At 33.3% G+C, this 18639-nt stretch carries 13 protein-coding genes; 2 read left to right on the top strand and 11 right to left on the bottom strand.

The window, feature by feature from the left end; all coding sequences use genetic code 11:
* Positions 1–36: 36 nt before the first annotated feature.
* The 7 genes from DMB68_RS20205 to gltB form a co-directional block, all read right to left on the bottom strand.
* Positions 37–522, bottom strand: a complete 486-nt coding sequence (locus tag DMB68_RS20205; protein ID WP_110348449.1) for a DUF1572 family protein — start codon at positions 520–522, stop codon at positions 37–39.
* A 65-nt stretch (positions 523–587) separates the two neighbouring features.
* Positions 588–1037, bottom strand: coding sequence for a hypothetical protein (locus DMB68_RS20200; RefSeq protein WP_110348448.1), 450 nt, complete (start codon positions 1035–1037; stop codon positions 588–590).
* A gap of 748 nt (positions 1038–1785) precedes the next feature.
* Positions 1786–2733: a phosphatase PAP2 family protein gene (locus DMB68_RS20195; RefSeq protein WP_110348447.1), complete on the bottom strand. Its 948-nt coding sequence runs from the start codon at positions 2731–2733 to the stop codon at positions 1786–1788.
* A 445-nt stretch (positions 2734–3178) separates the two neighbouring features.
* Positions 3179–4405 (bottom strand): autotransporter outer membrane beta-barrel domain-containing protein, encoded by a 1227-nt coding sequence (locus DMB68_RS20190; protein WP_110348446.1) that lies wholly within the window; start codon positions 4403–4405, stop codon positions 3179–3181.
* Positions 4406–4663: 258 nt separating this feature from the next.
* Entirely contained in the window at positions 4664–5881 is a 1218-nt protein-coding gene (lysA, locus tag DMB68_RS20185; protein WP_110348445.1) for a diaminopimelate decarboxylase, read from the bottom strand.
* 212 nt (positions 5882–6093) lie between these two features.
* Positions 6094–7554: a glutamate synthase subunit beta gene (locus tag DMB68_RS20180; RefSeq protein ID WP_110348444.1), complete on the bottom strand. Its 1461-nt coding sequence runs from the start codon at positions 7552–7554 to the stop codon at positions 6094–6096.
* 4 nt (positions 7555–7558) lie between these two features.
* Positions 7559–12073, bottom strand: a complete 4515-nt coding sequence (gene gltB / locus DMB68_RS20175; RefSeq protein WP_110348443.1) for a glutamate synthase large subunit — start codon at positions 12071–12073, stop codon at positions 7559–7561.
* A 415-nt stretch (positions 12074–12488) separates the two neighbouring features.
* Between gltB and sucC the strand changes: the two genes are divergently transcribed.
* Positions 12489–13682 carry an ADP-forming succinate--CoA ligase subunit beta gene (sucC, locus tag DMB68_RS20170; protein WP_031453708.1) on the top strand — a complete coding sequence of 398 codons (1194 nt, stop codon included), beginning with the start codon at positions 12489–12491 and terminating at the stop codon, positions 13680–13682.
* A 57-nt stretch (positions 13683–13739) separates the two neighbouring features.
* Here the strand turns inward: sucC and DMB68_RS20165 are convergent, their stop codons facing one another.
* The 4 genes from DMB68_RS20165 to DMB68_RS20150 form a co-directional block, all read right to left on the bottom strand.
* The gene (locus DMB68_RS20165; protein ID WP_110348442.1) at positions 13740–14147 is read right to left on the bottom strand and encodes a hypothetical protein; all 408 of its coding nucleotides are present in this window, start codon (positions 14145–14147) and stop codon (positions 13740–13742) included.
* Between the two features lie 101 nt (positions 14148–14248).
* The gene (locus tag DMB68_RS20160; RefSeq protein WP_110348441.1) at positions 14249–14713 is read right to left on the bottom strand and encodes a DUF1456 family protein; all 465 of its coding nucleotides are present in this window, start codon (positions 14711–14713) and stop codon (positions 14249–14251) included.
* A 111-nt stretch (positions 14714–14824) separates the two neighbouring features.
* Complete coding sequence (locus DMB68_RS20155) at positions 14825–15835, bottom strand: dipeptide epimerase (RefSeq protein WP_110348440.1); 1011 nt, start codon at positions 15833–15835, stop codon at positions 14825–14827.
* Between the two features lie 35 nt (positions 15836–15870).
* Positions 15871–17163, bottom strand: coding sequence for an anthranilate synthase component I family protein (locus tag DMB68_RS20150; RefSeq protein WP_110348439.1), 1293 nt, complete (start codon positions 17161–17163; stop codon positions 15871–15873).
* A 182-nt stretch (positions 17164–17345) separates the two neighbouring features.
* Between DMB68_RS20150 and DMB68_RS20145 the strand changes: the two genes are divergently transcribed.
* Positions 17346–18530, top strand: coding sequence for a vWA domain-containing protein (locus DMB68_RS20145; protein ID WP_110348438.1), 1185 nt, complete (start codon positions 17346–17348; stop codon positions 18528–18530).
* Positions 18531–18639 lie beyond the last annotated feature (109 nt).

The following is an 18639-nucleotide window of genomic DNA, read 5'->3' as shown; positions in this document are numbered from 1 at the left end:
AAATATAATAGAGGAGAATTAATAAATCAGTTAATTTTATTTAAACAGAACTTTTTTATTAACTATCAGCTTTTTTATTAATACAATCTGACCTAAATGATAATAACTATGCTCAATCATGCATTCAATGTTTCTTTTATATGTGCCGTACTGCTTATCAACAAAACTCTGATTTAATTTTTCATCATTCATTTGTTCTATCAAAAGAGCAAATTCTTCGGCATCAGTCCAAAATTTGGTTAAAAATGTTTTCCATTCCTGAGATGAATGAATAATAGGAAAATCAAAACTAAATTTATCTTTTATATCTAGAGTTCCACCTTTTAAAACATTATTTATACCTTTAATATAATAATGAATATGCTGAGCGAGAACTGCAATTGTATTTAAGTCTTGTATTGGGGTAACAGCTATTTTCCAATCCAGATTCTCTAATTGATCTTTATAATTTGTATTGGCAACCCACGTTCCATTTAAAATAATCTCCCTAAAACGATTTGCAATTTCTAATGTGTTTTTCATAGCCAAAATAGTTTAGAAATTAAATTTTTACCCTACTAAATCCCTCATAATCGTTGTTTACTAGTTTAGGGCAAAACCGCATCTATTTTAGCTTCTGATTTTTCCCTGACAGGACTGTCAGGACGAAAACTCCAAATGATTAGAAACTTTCCTTTTACAACATATTCTTCAGGATGCTCATCTGTAGGCTGCCCGCCTTTTCCCCACAGTAATCCCTGTAGAAAACGTTCTCCTTTAAATACATGTTCAAATTCGAAATACATAATTGAGCCGCTATCCGGTCTACTTTTAAAACTTTGCATTGCTTTACTCTTCACGGTTCCAACAATGTTGCTGTATGTTTCAATATCATTATAAAAAGTACAAGCCTGAACAGAAACACAATTGTTGCCATCGCTTAATGAATAACCTTTGGGAACTTCTTTGTTTTTGAGTTTCAAATCGGCAATAGTCTGGCCGAATAAATTAGTAGTAAGCAACATTAATACTACCGACAGGGAAATTGTAATTTTCATTGATTCGAATGTTTAGATTTGGAATTATGTTGATGCAAATTTTCAACAACTACTTTTGCAATTACTAAATTTGAATTAAGCTAAAATAGCATTTTATTTGAGTTTTATTGAAATTCATCTGATTTAAAAGAGCAAAAAACACCTTATGCAATTTGCTCTCTCTGGAAAAACAGCACCTAAACAACTGTTTATCAATACACAACAAAAAACCAAGTATTCGTTTTTTTCGTAAATAACTCTATTACTAACCTCATACTTTTGAATCATGACTCATAAATATCACCTAAGAAGACATGAATTTGAATTATTACAAAATCATGAAGAAACAGACCGCAAAAAAAATAAAGAAATAATACTTATAACAATTAGCTTCATTATTATTTCATTATGCTTACTATTTATAGTTTGTAGTTATGTATTTTCGATACGTAATTTCATATAAATCAAAATTTTAAAATTTATATACTATTTCTTGCTACACTTTTGCAATTGGGATAACGCATGATAAAAATAAATGTCTCACTCATGGTCATTAAGCAAATCGTTTATAGAATTGTTCCATGTCTCTTGTGTCAATTACAATTACTATAACCAACAAGTCTCCGAGAATCGCATCAGGGATAGAGGCGGTATCCTTTTGTGTAGTGAAACGTAGCAAAAGATTTAGCCAAAAGCCCGACCCGGAGGGTGATGCCCAAAAAATCCTATTCAGCTTTCGGAAATCGGAAAATTCATATTTTTTTGAAGTCTAAAAAGTCCCAATAAAATGAAAACCAACCATAGAATTTGAAATTTGAGGAATTAATTGTTTCTGCATTGTGAATTTTTTAGGATCATCTTTAAAAACAGTGGAATCTCTTTTTGCTCTTTGCTTGCGACTGCTAATTACTATAGACCGCCCTATTATTGTACCAACTAAGCCTCCTACCAATAAGTCTGAAACCCAATGTTCATGGCTTTTTATATCTGAAAGAAATACTGCGGTTACAAATGTATAAGGTATCCAATAGTTGTTGTACTCCATTTGAAATACTTTTGCAACAGCAAAATACGAAGTAGCGTGAAAAGAAGGAAATGACGTACCTGTACCTCCATGCCCAAAGTGAACATTGTCGTAATTTCCAAAATCCCAAGGATTTTTTGTAAAGGGCTCTACGACAGGTTTATCATCATTTATTTTTCTTTGAGGTCTGTTTCTTGATGACAATGTTTTTAAAACGATTTGAGTTATAACATAAGAGTACGCTAAAGATTTAGCAGCATTAACCGCAACAACTTGTCCTTTTTCGTTGTTAATAAGTAAAGAGCCTGCATATAGCCCAATGATTGGATAAACAATGTAAGAGTCTGTTCCGATTACATGAGGTATTGCACTTTTAATTTCCGGTAAGCTATAATCAATATTGGGCTCTATCTTATCGTGCAGAAAACCCGTAGTTTGTTTGTCAACAGCTATTAAACCTATTATTCCTGCGGTATAAAGCGCTGTTCTTTTCCAGTCACTTGATATTGTATGTCCCATGGCCGAAAAATCGCCGGGAACACTAAGAAAACTGTCTGCAATTACTGACCCCGCTACTTTGAAGCGATTGTCTTTTTTTATTTTTATACTGTCATGTTTTACGTCTAGGCTGTCATGTTGAGAAAAGCTGGGAATTGAAAATATGCTCAAAAGAATAATAGTGTAGAATTTCATAGAAACAATTTTAAATTAAATTTTATTTCAGCTTATAGTGAGAATATAAAATATTTAAATTCGCTGGCTTTTAATTTTCTACAAAATAAGTAGGTCATCATCTTCAAACACAAAATAGAAAAATAAGTAACAAACCACATTTGCATAAATTTATAGAAAATTTATCTTACATTTTTACATTTAAAACTTTAAATTTTACAGAAATCCAATGTCTTTGAAAAATTACATCTTAAAATATACAAATCAAGTTTAAAAAATAAGAGAATGTTTTTGACTTTAAAAAGATCAAAAAACAATTCGCACTGTAGGATTAAGCAAAAAAACCATTCCCCTTTGAACTACCAAAAAAAGTTAGACACTATTAAAGGTATTTCATTTCGGGAATGGCATTATTTTAAAATACTCTTATAAAGGAGTTTGAAGATTACTATCTATTTATAACTTTTTAAAAGAATGAATATCCAAGTATCAATGAAGCCGTTTTATATGAAGAATTCCATAAAGAATAATCACTCAAAAGTCCTCTTGCCGTTAAATACCTCATTTCTACAGAATATTTATCTTTAAATTTACAGCCTATTCCAAGCCCTAGACTCAATGCTGATGAAACATCCAAAGAGCTTAATTCCGAACCGTCATTTCTAGTGAAATTAATTTTAGAACTTGAACTAAAATCAAGTACCAATGAAGTATTTGCAAAAATTTTAAAGGCATTATTCACAAAAAAATAACGTCGTATGCCTACAGGTAATTCAATAGACTTATAATCTACTTTTCCCAAGATTTTCCCTCCTACAACATTAGAATTAGATTTAGATTTTTCTGCTTTAAAATACTGATAGGTAGGTTCTACTATAACTGCCCATCTATTTTTATTAAACGGCAAAATAAATTCGGCCTCGACCCCTAATGTGAAATATGAATTAGATCCAAAATCGAAATCACGAAAATCTGAACCTGAATTCTCTATTGTCAATGAGCTGTTATTTAATCTTGGCCTAATAGTCAAATTAAACAAATCTTTCTTTTCCTTATTCTCAAAATCAACAACTTCAGAATTATTACATTTATTATATTTCAAAAAAAAGCGAGTTAAATCGTTTTTCTTATAATTTAGTTTCTCATATTCATTCTGCTCTATATTTTCACATTTTAAATCAATATAAAGCTGCTCTCTGAAATAATTATTATGAGCAATAGAATCCTCATGTGCCAAATAAGGTTTATAAACCAATTGCTTTATTTCAGAATCATCAATTTTATAAAAAAAACGTCTTACGCCTGCACCGTCAAACAAAAACAATTTTGCTTTTCCTTCTATAAGCACTTGAAGGAATAATTTTTCCTCATTAAAAACAGGATTTTTTTCCTTACTCATATACTCAATAATCTTACTGGATCTGTCTATTTTTACTACTGAACGAATAAATTTACTCTGACCATTTATTGCAAATTCTTTTACAGTACTAGTATTTTCAGTTACAGCATCCTCACCTTGAGATAATTTATATTTAAATTCAACGGGTGTATTTTTCCAGTCAATATTTTCAATTAAGCAATCTGTCCTTTTATCATTATCAGTGACAAAATATCCATTTTCAAAAACGATTTGCGAGTAAGAATTAATACTTAAAACAAAAGCAATGGTTAAAAATAAAACGTGTTTTTTCATTAAAATTAATTTGGGGATATTGGTTTTTATTTATTGAGTTTGGTAACAATTATTTTAGGCTGAGTTTCCAGTAGATATAATTGGAAAAAAAACTTACACTAAAAAGAATTAATTGTTACAAGTGAGTGTTCAAATATATAATAAATTTATTTATACATTTGGAATTTGACTTTTAATTGTCTGAAAATTTAGACAAAAAAATCCCATTCACCTTTCAGGAATGGGACTTCTTCATTGATATTCTCTTTTTTTTTATTTTTAAACTGTTGCTTCAACAGGCAACGGAATTTGATTTTTAAGCAAATCTTCAAATGTTTCGTGTTGACGAATCAGGATTCCCTGACCGTTCATCCATAAAACCTCAGCAGGTTTGTATCTTGAATTGTAGTTTGAAGACATAGAGAAACAGTAAGCTCCTGCGTTTCTGAACGCTAAAATATCCCCCTCGGTAATTTCCGGAATTCTGCGGTTATTTGCAAACGTATCCGTTTCACAAATGTATCCTACAACAGAGTAAAAACGCTCTTTTCCTTTTGGATTAGAGATGTTTTCAATATGGTGTGAAGATCCGTATAACATCGGGCGAATTAAGTGATTGAAACCACTGTCAACTCCAGCAAAAACTGTAGAAGTTGTTTGTTTTACTACGTTTACTTTTACTAAAAAATGACCTGCTTCACTTACCAGGAATTTTCCTGGTTCGAAAATCAACGTTAAATCTCTACCGTATTCTGTACAGAAGGCATTGAATCTTTTAGATAATTTTTTACCTAATTCTTCAATATCTGTTTCGATATCGTCTTTTTTGTAAGGAACTTTGAATCCGCTTCCGAAATCTAAGAATTGTAAATCTTTGAAATGTTTAGCTGTATCAAAAAGTATCTCAGCTGCATACAAGAATACTTCGATATCCAAAATATCAGATCCTGTATGCATGTGAATACCTACGATATTCATTTTTGTATTTTCAACAATTCGCAATAAATGCGGTAATTGATGAACAGAGATTCCAAATTTACTATCAATATGCCCAACAGAAATATTTGCATTTCCACCCGCCATTACGTGTGGGTTAATACGAATACATACTGGTATTTGAGGATATTTTGTTCCGAATTGCTCTAAAATTGATAAGTTATCAATATTGATTTGTACACCCATTGCAGCAACTTCTTCGATTTCTTCAAGAGAAACGCCGTTTGGTGTAAAGAAAATTTTGTCAGGATCATAGCCAGCATGAAGTCCTAATAAAACTTCCTGAATTGATACAGTATCTAAGCCTGACCCCATGTTCTTTAATAACTGAAGAATCGCAACGTTAGACAATGCCTTCATGGCATAATTAACTCTTAAGTTTTCTACCTTAGAGAAAGCTTTAGTTAATCTGTTGTACTGTGATTGGATTTTTTCGGCATCATAAACATATAATGGACTTCCAAATTGGTCTGCTAACTGCAGTAAATCTTTTGCTTGCATTATTAAACTATTTTGAGCAAATGTATTACACTTTTGATACTCTACAAATAAATTACAGAAAAATAACAAATTATAACAAATTGTTTGTTTTTTGAACTTTTTATTAGTTTTATTTAAATTTTAAACATTTTCAAAATTTATTAAATATTACATATAGAAAAAGCAAAACGGCTGTCTATATTGACAGCCGTTTTATAATTTTATGCATATAATTATACGCCTGGTAAATCTCCTCCTTCTTTTGTAGGCAAATCTGATTTACCCATTAGGTAGATATCAACCTGACGAGCAGCCTCTCTACCTTCAGAAATAGCCCAGACAATCAATGATTGCCCTCTTCTCATATCACCAGCTGTAAAGATATTAGGAACATTAGTTTGGTATTTACCATATTCTGCCTTATAGTTGCTTCTGAAATCAAGCTCAATACCTAATTGACTGCTTAATGTTTTTTCAGGTCCGGTAAAACCTAAAGCTAATAAGGCTAAATCACATGGCCATGTTTTTTCAGAACCCTCAACCTCAATTAATTGAGGCGCTTTTCCCGGAACCAGTTTCCATTCTACATTAACCGTTTTTAAAGCGATTAATTTACCATTAGCATCTTTAACAAATTCTTTTGTATTAATAAGCCAGTTCCTGTCACAACCTTCTTTGTGAGAAGTAGAAGTCTTTAACTGCAGTGGCCAATAAGGCCAAGGAGTCGACGGGCTTCTGCCAACTGTTGGCTTAGGCATGATTTCAAAATTAGTTACCGATTTTGCTCCATGACGGTTTGATGTTCCAACGCAGTCAGAACCTGTATCTCCACCACCAATTACAATTACATCTTTTCCGGTAGCTAAAACCTGATTCTCGATTTTCTCTCCAAAAACCACTTTCGTCTGCTGTGTTAAGAAATCCATTGCCTGAACTACACCATCAGCATCAGCTCCAGGAGTAGGCAAACCTCTTCTTTCTGTAGCACCTCCACAAAGCACAATAGAATCGAACGCTTTTAAATCTTCAATTGAATAGTTTACACCAACGTTTGCATTTACTTTAAAGGTAATTCCTTCTGCCTCTAAAATCGCTACACGTCTGTCGATAATTCCTTTTTCTAATTTGAAATTTGGAATACCATAACGTAATAAACCTCCAATTGCATTATCTCTTTCAAAAACAGTTACAGTATGACCTGCTCTGTTTAATTGCTGAGCTGCTGCTAAACCTGCAGGACCTGATCCTACAACCGCAACTGTTTTACCAGTCCTTACTTTTGGCGGCTGTGGTTTAATCCATCCTTCTTTGAAAGCACGTTCAACAATATTTTTTTCTATATTTTCAATAGCGATTGGCTCTTCAATCAATCCCAAAACACATGCTTTTTCGCATGGTGCCGGACATAAACGTCCTGTGAATTCTGGAAAATTGTTGGTTGAATGCAAAATCCATGAGGCTTTTTGCCATTCTTCCTGATATACCATGTGATTGAAATCGGGAATCAAATTCCCAAGAGGGCAACCACTGTGACAAAAAGGAATACCACAATCCATACAACGAGAACCCTGAGTAGTAATTTCAGCTTCACTCAAAGGAATCGTAAATTCATTATAATTTTCTACACGTTCTTTAACCGCTAGATATGATTCGTCTTGTCTTTCGAATTCTTTAAAACCTGTTACTTTTCCCATTGTATTATGCTGTTAATTCTTCTACCATTTGTTCTTCTGTTTCCAGACGTTTCAACGCTTTTTTGTACTCTGTAGGCATTACTTTTACAAAATTGTCCAAGCTAGTTGACCAATCGTTTAATAATGCTGTCCCTCTGCTGCTGTTCGTGTACAGAACGTGTCTTTCAATTAAACTTCTTAAGTCGTCAGCATCAGCGCCTTCTACCGTTTCAAATTCAATCGTTTCAGTATTACACAATCCGTTTTTAAACTTGTGTTCTGGATCATAGACATAAGCGATACCACCACTCATACCTGCAGCAAAGTTACGTCCTGTACTACCCAGTACTACAACTTTACCTCCGGTCATGTACTCACAACCGTGATCTCCCACACCTTCCACTACAGCAATCGCTCCAGAATTACGTACTGCAAATCGCTCTCCGGCTATACCGTTGATATAAGCTTCTCCTTCGATTGCACCAAATAAACAAACGTTTCCAACAATGATATTATTCTCAGCTACAAAAGTTGCTTTTGCAGGTTTTTTAATGATCAGTTTAGCTCCGGACAAACCTTTACCTAAATAATCATTCGTATTTCCTTCTACAGTAAATGTTAGTCCATGAGCACTAAAAGCTCCTAAACTCTGACCTGCAGAACCGGTAAAATTAACGTTTAAGGTATCCTCAGGTAATCCAAGGTGACCATATATTTTAGAAATCTCATTACTTACAATAGCCCCAACAGAACGGTTTATATTATTAATAGGATACTCTAAAGTCATTTTTTCTTTTCTGTACAAAGCACGGTGAGAATCTCTAAGAATTTGGAAATCCAACACATTCTCTAGACCATGATCCTGCTTTTCCGTATTACGAATTGGCATTGTTTTATAAGCATCAGGTCTGTGTAAAATTGAAGATAAATCTAATCCTTTTGCTTTATAATGATCAATTGCTTTGTTAGAATTGATTTTATCAGTCTGACCAACCATTTCTCCTAAAGTTCTGAATCCTAACTGAGCCATAATACCTCTTAATTCTTCTGCAACATAATAGAAGAAGTTAATAACGTGCTCAGGGGTTCCTTTGAAATTTTTACGCAAATCTTTATCCTGAGTAGCAATTCCAACCGGACAAGTATTCAGGTGACACTTACGCATCATAATACAGCCTGAAGCTACAAGAGGTGCAGTTGCGAAACCAAATTCCTCCGCTCCTAATAGTGCAGCGATAGCTACGTCACGACCTGTTTTTAACTGACCGTCACATTCTACAACAATTCTGCTTCTTAAGTTGTTTAAAACCAAAGTTTGCTGTGCTTCTGCCAATCCAAGTTCCCAAGGAAGACCTGCGTGTTTCAACGATGTTAAAGGAGAAGCTCCCGTTCCACCGTCATAACCTGCGATTAAAACAACATCTGCTTTTGCTTTAGCAACACCGGCAGCGATTGTTCCAACTCCAACTTCAGAAACTAACTTCACATTGATACGGGCTTCTCTGTTAGCATTTTTCAAGTCAAAGATTAATTGTGCCAAATCTTCAATGGAGTAAATATCGTGGTGTGGCGGAGGTGAAATCAATCCTACGAAAGGAGTTGAGTTACGTGCCTCTGCAATCCATGGCAATACTTTTTCTCCAGGTAACTGACCACCTTCTCCAGGTTTAGCACCCTGAGCCATTTTAATCTGAATTTCTTTTGCGTTTGTTAAATAGTGAGAGGTAACTCCAAAACGTCCCGAAGCAACCTGTTTGATAGCCGAGTTACGGCTGTCTCCGTTGATGTCCGGTTGGAAACGCTTTCTGTCTTCTCCTCCTTCTCCTGAATTGGATTTTCCTCCAATACGGTTCATCGCAATAGCTAAATTTTCGTGTGCCTCTCTTGAAATCGACCCATAAGACATTGCTCCCGTTTTAAAACGTTTTACAATTTCTGTCCAAGGCTCTACTTCTTCTAATGGAATCGGGTTTAAATTATCAAATTCAAATAATCCACGAATCGTCATTAAACTCTTAGCCTGATCGTTAATTGTATTTGAATACACATCATAACTGTCCTGATCACTTAATCGAACTGCCTGCTGTAATTTTGCAATCGTGGTAGGATTAAACAAGTGTCTTTCTCCATTACGTCTCCATCTGTATTCTCCTCCAATATTTAAACCTAATCTGCTAGAGATTAATTTATCAGGGTAAGCATATTTATATCTTTCTGTAATTTCTTTTTCAATCTCATATAAACCAATACCTTCAATTCTTGAAGTCGTGTATGGAAAATATTTTTCAACGAATTTAGAATTGAATCCAACGATTTCAAAAATTTGAGAACCTCTGTATGAATGTAAAGTTGAGATTCCAATTTTATTCATAATTTTCAAAATACCCGAACCAATCGCTTTATTGAAATTATCAACTGCTTTTTGCTCTGCAATTCCGGTAATAAATCCTTCCTGAACCTGAACGCGAATGATTTCATTTACCATGTAAGGATTGATAGCACTTGCGCCATATCCAAATAATGTAGCAAAATGATGTGGCTCACGAGGCTCTGCAGATTCCATAATAATATCAAAATAAGAACGCTTACGTAAACGGTTCATCTGATGATTTACATATGAACAAGCCAATAATGCCGGAATTGGTGCAAATTCTTTATTAACTCCTCTGTCTGAAAGAATAATAATATTAGTACCTCTTTCTACAGCTTTTGTGATTTGAACAATAATAGCATCCAAAGCATTTTCTAAACCATTCATACCCTCTGATTTAGGATATAAAATTTTAAAAGTTTCAGCTTTGAAATTATCGATAGAAATTGTTCTGATTTTTTCTAAATCTCCATTAGAAATGACCGGATTCTGAATTCTTAATTTACGGCATTGTTTGCTTGTAATATCAAAAATATTACGATCCTGACCTAAATTCAAAGCAATATCCGTAACAATTTCTTCACGAATACCATCTAAAGGCGGATTGGTAACCTGAGCGAATAATTGTTTGAAATAATTTGGAATTAATTGAGGTCTGTCAGATAATACAGCAAGAGGTGTATCAATACCCATTGATCCCAAGGCTTCTTTACCTGTTTGGGCCATTGGCGTAATCATATCCTGAATATCCTCCAATGTATAATTAAAAAGACGCTCTCTTGTTGGCAAATCGATAGTTTCAACCGGACAAACATCTGATGTTTCAGGAACATCTCTTAAGTGTAATCTATATTGATCCAACCATTCCTGATAAGGTCTTTCAGAAACAATTTTGCTTTTTATTTCCTCATCATTGATGATACGTCCTTCATTCATGTCCACAAGGAACATTTTACCCGGTTCTAATCTACCATGACTTTCAACATCCTCAGCATCAACTTCTACAACTCCAATTTCAGAAGCCATAATCAATTTTCCGCTTTTAGTAACCGTGTATCTTGAAGGTCTTAGTCCGTTACGGTCTAATAAAGCCCCTACATAATCCCCATCTGAAAAAGGCACAGAAGCAGGACCATCCCATGGCTCCATGATACAAGCATTATATTCATAGAATGCTTTTCTTTCCGGAGACATTGTTTTGTGTTTCTCCCAAGCCTCAGGAATCATCATCATCATTACTTCCGGCAATGATCTTCCTGTATGCGTTAACAATTCCACAACCATATCCATAGAAGCAGAATCTGATTTTCCAGGCAAAATAATTGGGAATAATTTATCTATTTGTGGTCCGAAAACCTCACTTTTCATAATTTCTTCACGAACACGCATTCTACTTACGTTACCACGTAAAGTATTAATCTCTCCATTCTGACACATGTATCTAAACGGCTGAGCTAATTCCCATGTAGGCATTGTATTGGTAGAGAAACGCTGGTGTACTAATGCTAAACGGGTAACCAAATCCGTTTGTTGTAAATCTGTATAATACGGACCAATATCTTCAGGCATGATAATACCTTTATATATTATAGTAGTCGTAGATAAACTTGGAAGATAAAAATACGAGCTTTGTGAGATTTTAGAATGTCTGATGCTATGCTCAGTAATCTTACGCGCAGCATATAATTTTGCTTTAAAAACAGCATCCTCAATAGCTTCATTTTTACCAATAAAAATTTGCTCGATAGTTGGTTCTGATGCTGAAGCAATTTCACCCAGTTGAGAAGAATCAACTGGTACTTCTCTCCATCCTAAAACAGAAAGTCCCTGTGCTTTAACTTCTTTTTCAAAAACTTCTTTACAAAAATCATATTGATTCTTAATTTTTGGTAAAAATACCATTCCAACAGCATACTCACGTGCAGCAGGCAATTCAAAATCACATATCCTCTTGAAATAATCATGAGGAATATCAATTAAAAGTCCAGCTCCATCTCCTGTTTTTCCATCAGCACTCACTCCACCTCTGTGTTCCAGCTTAACTAGAATCTCAAGAGCATCATGAATAATTTGGTTTGTCTTTTCTCCTTTAAGATTGCAGATAAAACCAGCTCCGCAATTTTCATGCTCGAATTCTGGCAAATAAAGGCCTTGTTCTTTTAGTTTCATTCTTGATATTTTTTTTTTACAAAAATAAAGATTTCATTAAATATAATGTACTCAAATCATACTTTACCTTACACTTTTATAGGAATATTAGAAAAAGGGATCTTAAATGATAATAATATTATAGAAAGCTTTGTGAATTACCAAAATCACAATTGCATTTAAATTATATTAAGAAAAATCGACATTGTGTAACAAAAATACATTGCTTTTACGTTAAATCTAAAACGATGTAGTGCCTGAAATTAACTATTCTGTAATATTCAATTAACCTTTTGATAGTTTTAAAATGAATTTATTTAACAAACTGAGATTGGTTTATTATTAATTAAAAAAGATTTTACTTTTTAGTTCAATTTTGCTACTTTTGTCGCACTTTTATTCTGAAATAAATTCAGAACCAGACAAATTCTATATTATGAACATACACGAATATCAAGGGAAAGAAATTTTAGCAAGTTACGGAGTACGCATTCAACGCGGAATTGTAGCTAATAATGCGGTTGAAGCTGTAGCTGCTGCAAAACAATTAACTGCCGAAACCGGAACAGGATGGCACGTGATTAAAGCACAAATTCACGCAGGTGGACGTGGAAAAGGCGGTGGAGTTAAATTGGCTAAAAATTTACAACAAGTTGAAGAAATTGCAGGACAAATTATCGGAATGCAATTGATTACACCTCAGACTTCTGCTGAAGGTAAAAAAGTAAACAAAGTTTTAGTAGCTGAAGATGTTTACTATCCTGGAGAAAGCGAAACTTCTGAATTTTATGTTTCTGTTTTATTGAATAGAGCTACAGGACGCAACATGATTATGTATTCTACTGAAGGTGGAATGGACATTGAAGAAGTTGCTGAACACACACCACACTTAATCTTTACTGAAGAAGTTGATCCTTCTGTAGGTTTACAAGGTTTCCAGGCTAGAAGAATTGCCTTTAACTTAGGTCTTTCCGGAAATGCTTTTAAAGAAATGGTGAAATTCATCGACGCATTATACAATGCTTACATTGGTTCTGATGCTTCTATGTTTGAAATCAACCCGGTTTTAAAAACATCTGATAATAAAATTATGGCTGTTGATGCTAAAGTAAATATCGATGATAATGCTTTATACAGACAACCAAAATATGCTGAAATGAGAGATATCCGTGAGGAGAATCCAATCGAAGTTGAAGCTAAAGAAGTTGGTCTAAACTATGTTGACCTTGACGGTACTGTAGGATGTATGGTAAACGGAGCTGGTCTTGCAATGGCAACTATGGACTTAATTAAATACGCTGGTTTTGAGCCTGCTAACTTCCTTGACGTTGGTGGAACTGCTGATGCTAAACGTGTTGAAACTGCTTTCCGTATTATCTTGAAAGATCCAAACGTAAAAGCTATTTTAATTAACATCTTCGGAGGAATCGTTCGTTGTGACCGTGTTGCTCAGGGTGTTGTTGATGCTTACAAAAACATGGGTGACGCTATCAATGTGCCGATCATTGTTCGTTTGCAAGGAACAAATGCTGAAATTGCAAAAGAATTAATCGATAATTCTGGTATGCCAATTTTATCAGCTGTTCAATTCCAGGAAGCTGCTGACCAGGTTAAAGCTGCTCTTTCTTAATTAAAAGAAATTCAATTTATATATAAAATCCTAAGTGAAAGCTTAGGATTTTTTTGTTTAGATTTTTACTAATTCCAGATTTAATTCTGTTTCATCTAACCTAAAGCAGGCTTTCTTATTTTCAATTTTTGCAGTTATACCCATTATAGTGTAACGATCTTTAAATGTTCCAATTTTAATCATGTTTCTTTTTTCGTCAAAAATCCATTTTTGATTTTGCAACATTTGCGTAAACATAGAGATAAGTTTAGTTTTTTGACTGGATGTAAAATTGAAATCTTGATTCTTTTTGAATGAAAGGACAGAATTCTTAAAAGCTTGAGAAAGTTCAATCATTTCTTTATTGTTAGATTTCACTACCACATTTTCTACTTTCCAGCTTCCAATAATTTGATCTTGAATGGCCGTTTGACTTTTTGCATTTAGTGATAAAAAGAAAAAAGTGACAAAAAGTAATTGCTTCATAATAGTTTTATATTCGTTTAAATTTCTATTAAAAATATAAAAAAATCCATTCGTTTTGAGAATGGATTTTATACAATTGTATATCGCAACAATACTTCCAACTATTTTTTGTTTTTACCATTTTTGTAAACTACTTTTTCTACAACAGATGGTTTTCCATTACCTTTTGGGAATTCTTTCTTTTTAGTTTTTTTAGCAGCCAAACCAGACTTTGAGGGACTCTGATCTCCTCTTCCTTTTTCAGCATCTTTTGGACTCGCTTTAAACTCAGGCCTGTCTTTAGTATTTTCTTTCTTCGGAATTTCTGCCTTATGTTTCGCTAAAACGTCATTCGGATTTTTAGGATTTTCTTTAGTACCTCTTAAATGAATAACCAATCCGTTTAGAAAGTTACGCAGAACCTGATCGCCACATTCCATATAATTGGGATGATCTTCTGCTCTGAAAAAAGCTCCTAATTCTGATTTTGAAATTCTAAAATCTACTAATTCTAAAATCTCAACTATTTGATCATCACGAAGCATTAAAGCCACGCGAAGTTTTTTTAAGATATCGTTGTTTGTCATTTTTTATTTTGTTTCAAGTTCGAAGTTTCAGGTTTCACATTTTACAATCTTTGTCATTCCTGAAAGTTATTTTATTTTATCATACAAAGGTACATTATTTTAAGAGGAATGTCAGAACAAAATCACTCCCGTTCCGGTTCTGTCCGGATAATATGTTTTACCATTTTTTATTGTTATCCCACTCGCTATATCTTCTGCTAATAATAACGCACCATCCATATCTACATAATCCAATTCAGGTAATAAATGAGCAATTGTAGAAATACCAACAGTAGATTCTGTCATACAGCCTACCATCACTTTTAAGCCTAGTTTTTTAGCTTCGGCAACCATCCTTCTTCCAGGGGTTATTCCTCCACATTTCATTAATTTCACATTAACTCCGTGAAAGTGATTATGACATTTAACTATATCTTCTTCGGATATACAGCTTTCATCAGCCATAATGGGCAAAACAGAATTTTCAAAAACTTCCCGCTGTCCTTCCCAATTATCTGCTTTAAGAGGCTGTTCTATAAATTCAACATCTAATTTTTTCAGAATAACTGCATTTTTAAGAGTTTCCTCAACAGTCCACGCACAATTAGCATCTACTCTGAAAATAGCATCACTGTGTTTTCGTAATTCGGTCACAATAGCCATATCTTCAGGTGTTCCAAGTTTTATTTTATAAATAGGCCATGGAAATCCTTTCATTTTAGCAATCATGTTTTCGACACTATCAATTCCAATCGTATAATTCGTTAGTGGATTATGAGAAATATCATAATTCCATAACTCATAAAGCTTTTTACCTTTTTTTCGCGCATACAAATCATTATAAGCATTATCCAAAGCGCATAATGCAAAAGGATTATGTACCAGAAAGGAGGTCATTTTATTCCAAAATTCTTCCGGTGTTTCATCTGAAGTGATTTCAATTAATGCCCTAATCTGTTCAATATCATTCTGAATGTTTTCGATGCTAATATTGTAATACGGATTTGAAGTAGCTTCTCCATATCCCGAAAATCCATTATCCTGTAGTTCCACTATTAGCGAAGGCTGAAAATCAATTGACTTTCTTGAAATTCTAAAAGTGTGTTTTAATTTTAGATTATATGTTCTTAAGATCAATTTCATTTACAAACACTCACAATTATTATTTTCAAATAGGATCAAAAAGACTGTAAAACCTCAGCCATTGCATTAGACTTCAGCAAACATTCTTCATATTCTTTTTCCGGAAGAGATTGAGCGGTAATAGCACTTCCAACGGAGAAAGAAACGTATTTATTTTCCTGGTTATATAAAATACTCCTGATTACTACATTAAAATCAAAATCTCCTTCGGGTGTAAAATAACCTACTGCACCACTATACAAACCACGCTTCGTTTCTTCCAAATTTTCGATAATTTTCATTACAGAAATTTTTGGAGCTCCGGTCATACTTCCCATTGGAAAGGTTGTTTTTAAAACATCTACAGGAGAATATTGTGCATCTAATCTCGAAGTTACAGTAGAAATCATCTGGTGCACCTGCAAAAACGAATAAATCTTACACAGCTCCGTAACTTCTACCGAACCTTTTTGTGCCGTATGTGATAAATCATTCCGAACTAAATCAGTAATCATAATATTTTCAGCACGTTCTTTTACATCAGTTTCCAAATCTCTTTTCGACTTTTCATCTTCATTTACATCCGGAAATCGTTTTGAAGTTCCTTTTATGGGTTGAGAAATAATTCTATCTCCCGTTTTCCTGAGATAACGTTCCGGCGAAGCAGAAAGCAAAAATTGTTTGTTATTTTTAAAGAAAACCGAAAAAGGAGCTTTTGAAATCTCATTGAGTTTTTGAAATTTTTTCAAAGGATTTATTATGGCATTTTCAGCAAAAAATTCCATGCAAAAATTAGCTTCATACATATCACCTACATGAATGTGTTCCAGCATTTTTGTTACTTTCTGAATGTATAATTCTTTTGAAATTCGTTGTTGTAGTTCGACTTTATCTAACGTTTCGAAAGAATCGTTTTTATTTTGAATAATTTCTTCAAAATCCTCCTCTACTTCATCATCACACAATAACAAGTATTTTATTTCAAGCTGATTTTCTTTCAATACAAATATTTTTTTTGGCTGAAAGAAAAATAAATCCGGAAAATTGAGTCCGTCAAAATTAGTTGACTTTAAAGATTCAATATCATTTTTAAGGTCATAAGACAAATAACCAAAAAGCCAGTCTTTTGTAGTTTGCTGATATTGTTTCAAATCTTCAAAAGCATTATGAAAATCGGTTTTTAAAGACGTAAAAGCATCTACAGCCACCAAACAATTGAAACTGGAATATTCTTGCGGATAGGAATTACTATCCAAAAAAATAACCTCTCGAAATTGTTGTGACCAACTTAAAAGTTGCAGTTTAAAATGTTCCGGATCCGGAATGTGCCTGTGAATGGAAACTCTCAAAAATGAATTGATTTAGACTTCAAAATTACGACAAAAAAATTCCTTCAATAAAGTAATCTTAAAAAAATATTGGCACGCTTTTTAGTACACGAGATTAACGTCAATTTATTAATCTTTTTAACCGCAAAATCAAAATTACTTACACCATAGCATATTTATTAATCAACCCTTTTAAACCTTTTATGAAAACAATTGCAAAATTAAGCCTGACCTTATTAGTAATGATTACATTACTATTTTCCTGTAAAAAAGCAGACTCAGCATCCTCTGATTCAAGCGCAGAAGATCGTGCAGATGTCGAATCAGAATCATCTTCATCAGAAACAGATCAACAACAACAAATTCAGGCTGGGCAAATTACCGCCGGTGAATGGAATGACTTAAGCAATTGGAAATTTTGGGAATCTTTAAACTCAAATTCTGAATTTTCTGAAATGAGTGATTATTGGAAATATTACTTAAAAGACAGAATTTCTGTAAACATAAAATACGATTCAGAAAATGTAGTCGATATACCAGTTTCACTAATTAACTCTCAAAATGAAATCATATGGTCTTCCAGGACCAACAATAAAGGAAATGCTGAATTATGGCCTTCTTTAAAAAATAATAACCAGTCGGACAATCAAAATTTAAAAATAAAAATTGGCAATCAGATATTTAAAAACATTCTGACATACAGTGATAAAAAAGTCAATCGATTAGTTTTAAAAAAATATTATGAAGAAAACAGCGAAAAGAAGATCGATATTGCGTTTATGGTAGACGCAACAGGCTCTATGGGAGACGAACTAGAGTACCTAAAAGAGGAACTAACGGATGTAATTTCAAAAGTAAGACGTAAAAACCAAGGAGTTACAGTAAACATGGGAGCCGTTTTTTACAGAGACAAAGGAGAAGATTACATAACCAAAACATCTGATTTTTCTACAGATATCGATGATACTGTTGATTTTATAAAAGAGCAATCTGCTGAAGCAGGTGGAGATTTTCCGGAAGCTGTCGAAACCGCTTTAGATAAATCTATCAATGACTTAGAGTGGTCTGAAAATGCAACTTCCCGAATTCTGTTTCTTGTACTTGATGCCCCTCCTCATTATGACGATCAGATTATCTCAGAAATTCATGATTTGATTGCAACAGCGAGTAAAAAAGGAATTAGAATTATTCCAATAACTGCTAGTGGAATTGACAAAGAAACAGAATTTTTAATGCGTTATATGGCAATTGCAACTAATGGAACATATGTTTTTATAACCAATGACAGCGGAATTGGAAATGACCATCTTGAAGCATCTGTGGGAGATTATCAAGTAGAATATTTAAATAAATTAATGGAACGCTTAATTAATGAAAGTTTAAAATAAACCAGAGCTGAAAATTCAGCAAAAACCAATAAAACTGTTAATAAATCAGCAATTTCATAATAAAAAATTTACTATATTTGATATAGAATTCAATTAATCTCAAAACAAG

It is taken from the genome of Flavobacterium hydrophilum (assembly GCF_003202405.1).
GTDB lineage: Bacteria > Bacteroidota > Bacteroidia > Flavobacteriales > Flavobacteriaceae > Flavobacterium > Flavobacterium hydrophilum.
The sequence above is the reverse complement of the archived record's forward strand: the minus strand, read 5'-3'. Positions and strand labels throughout refer to the sequence as shown.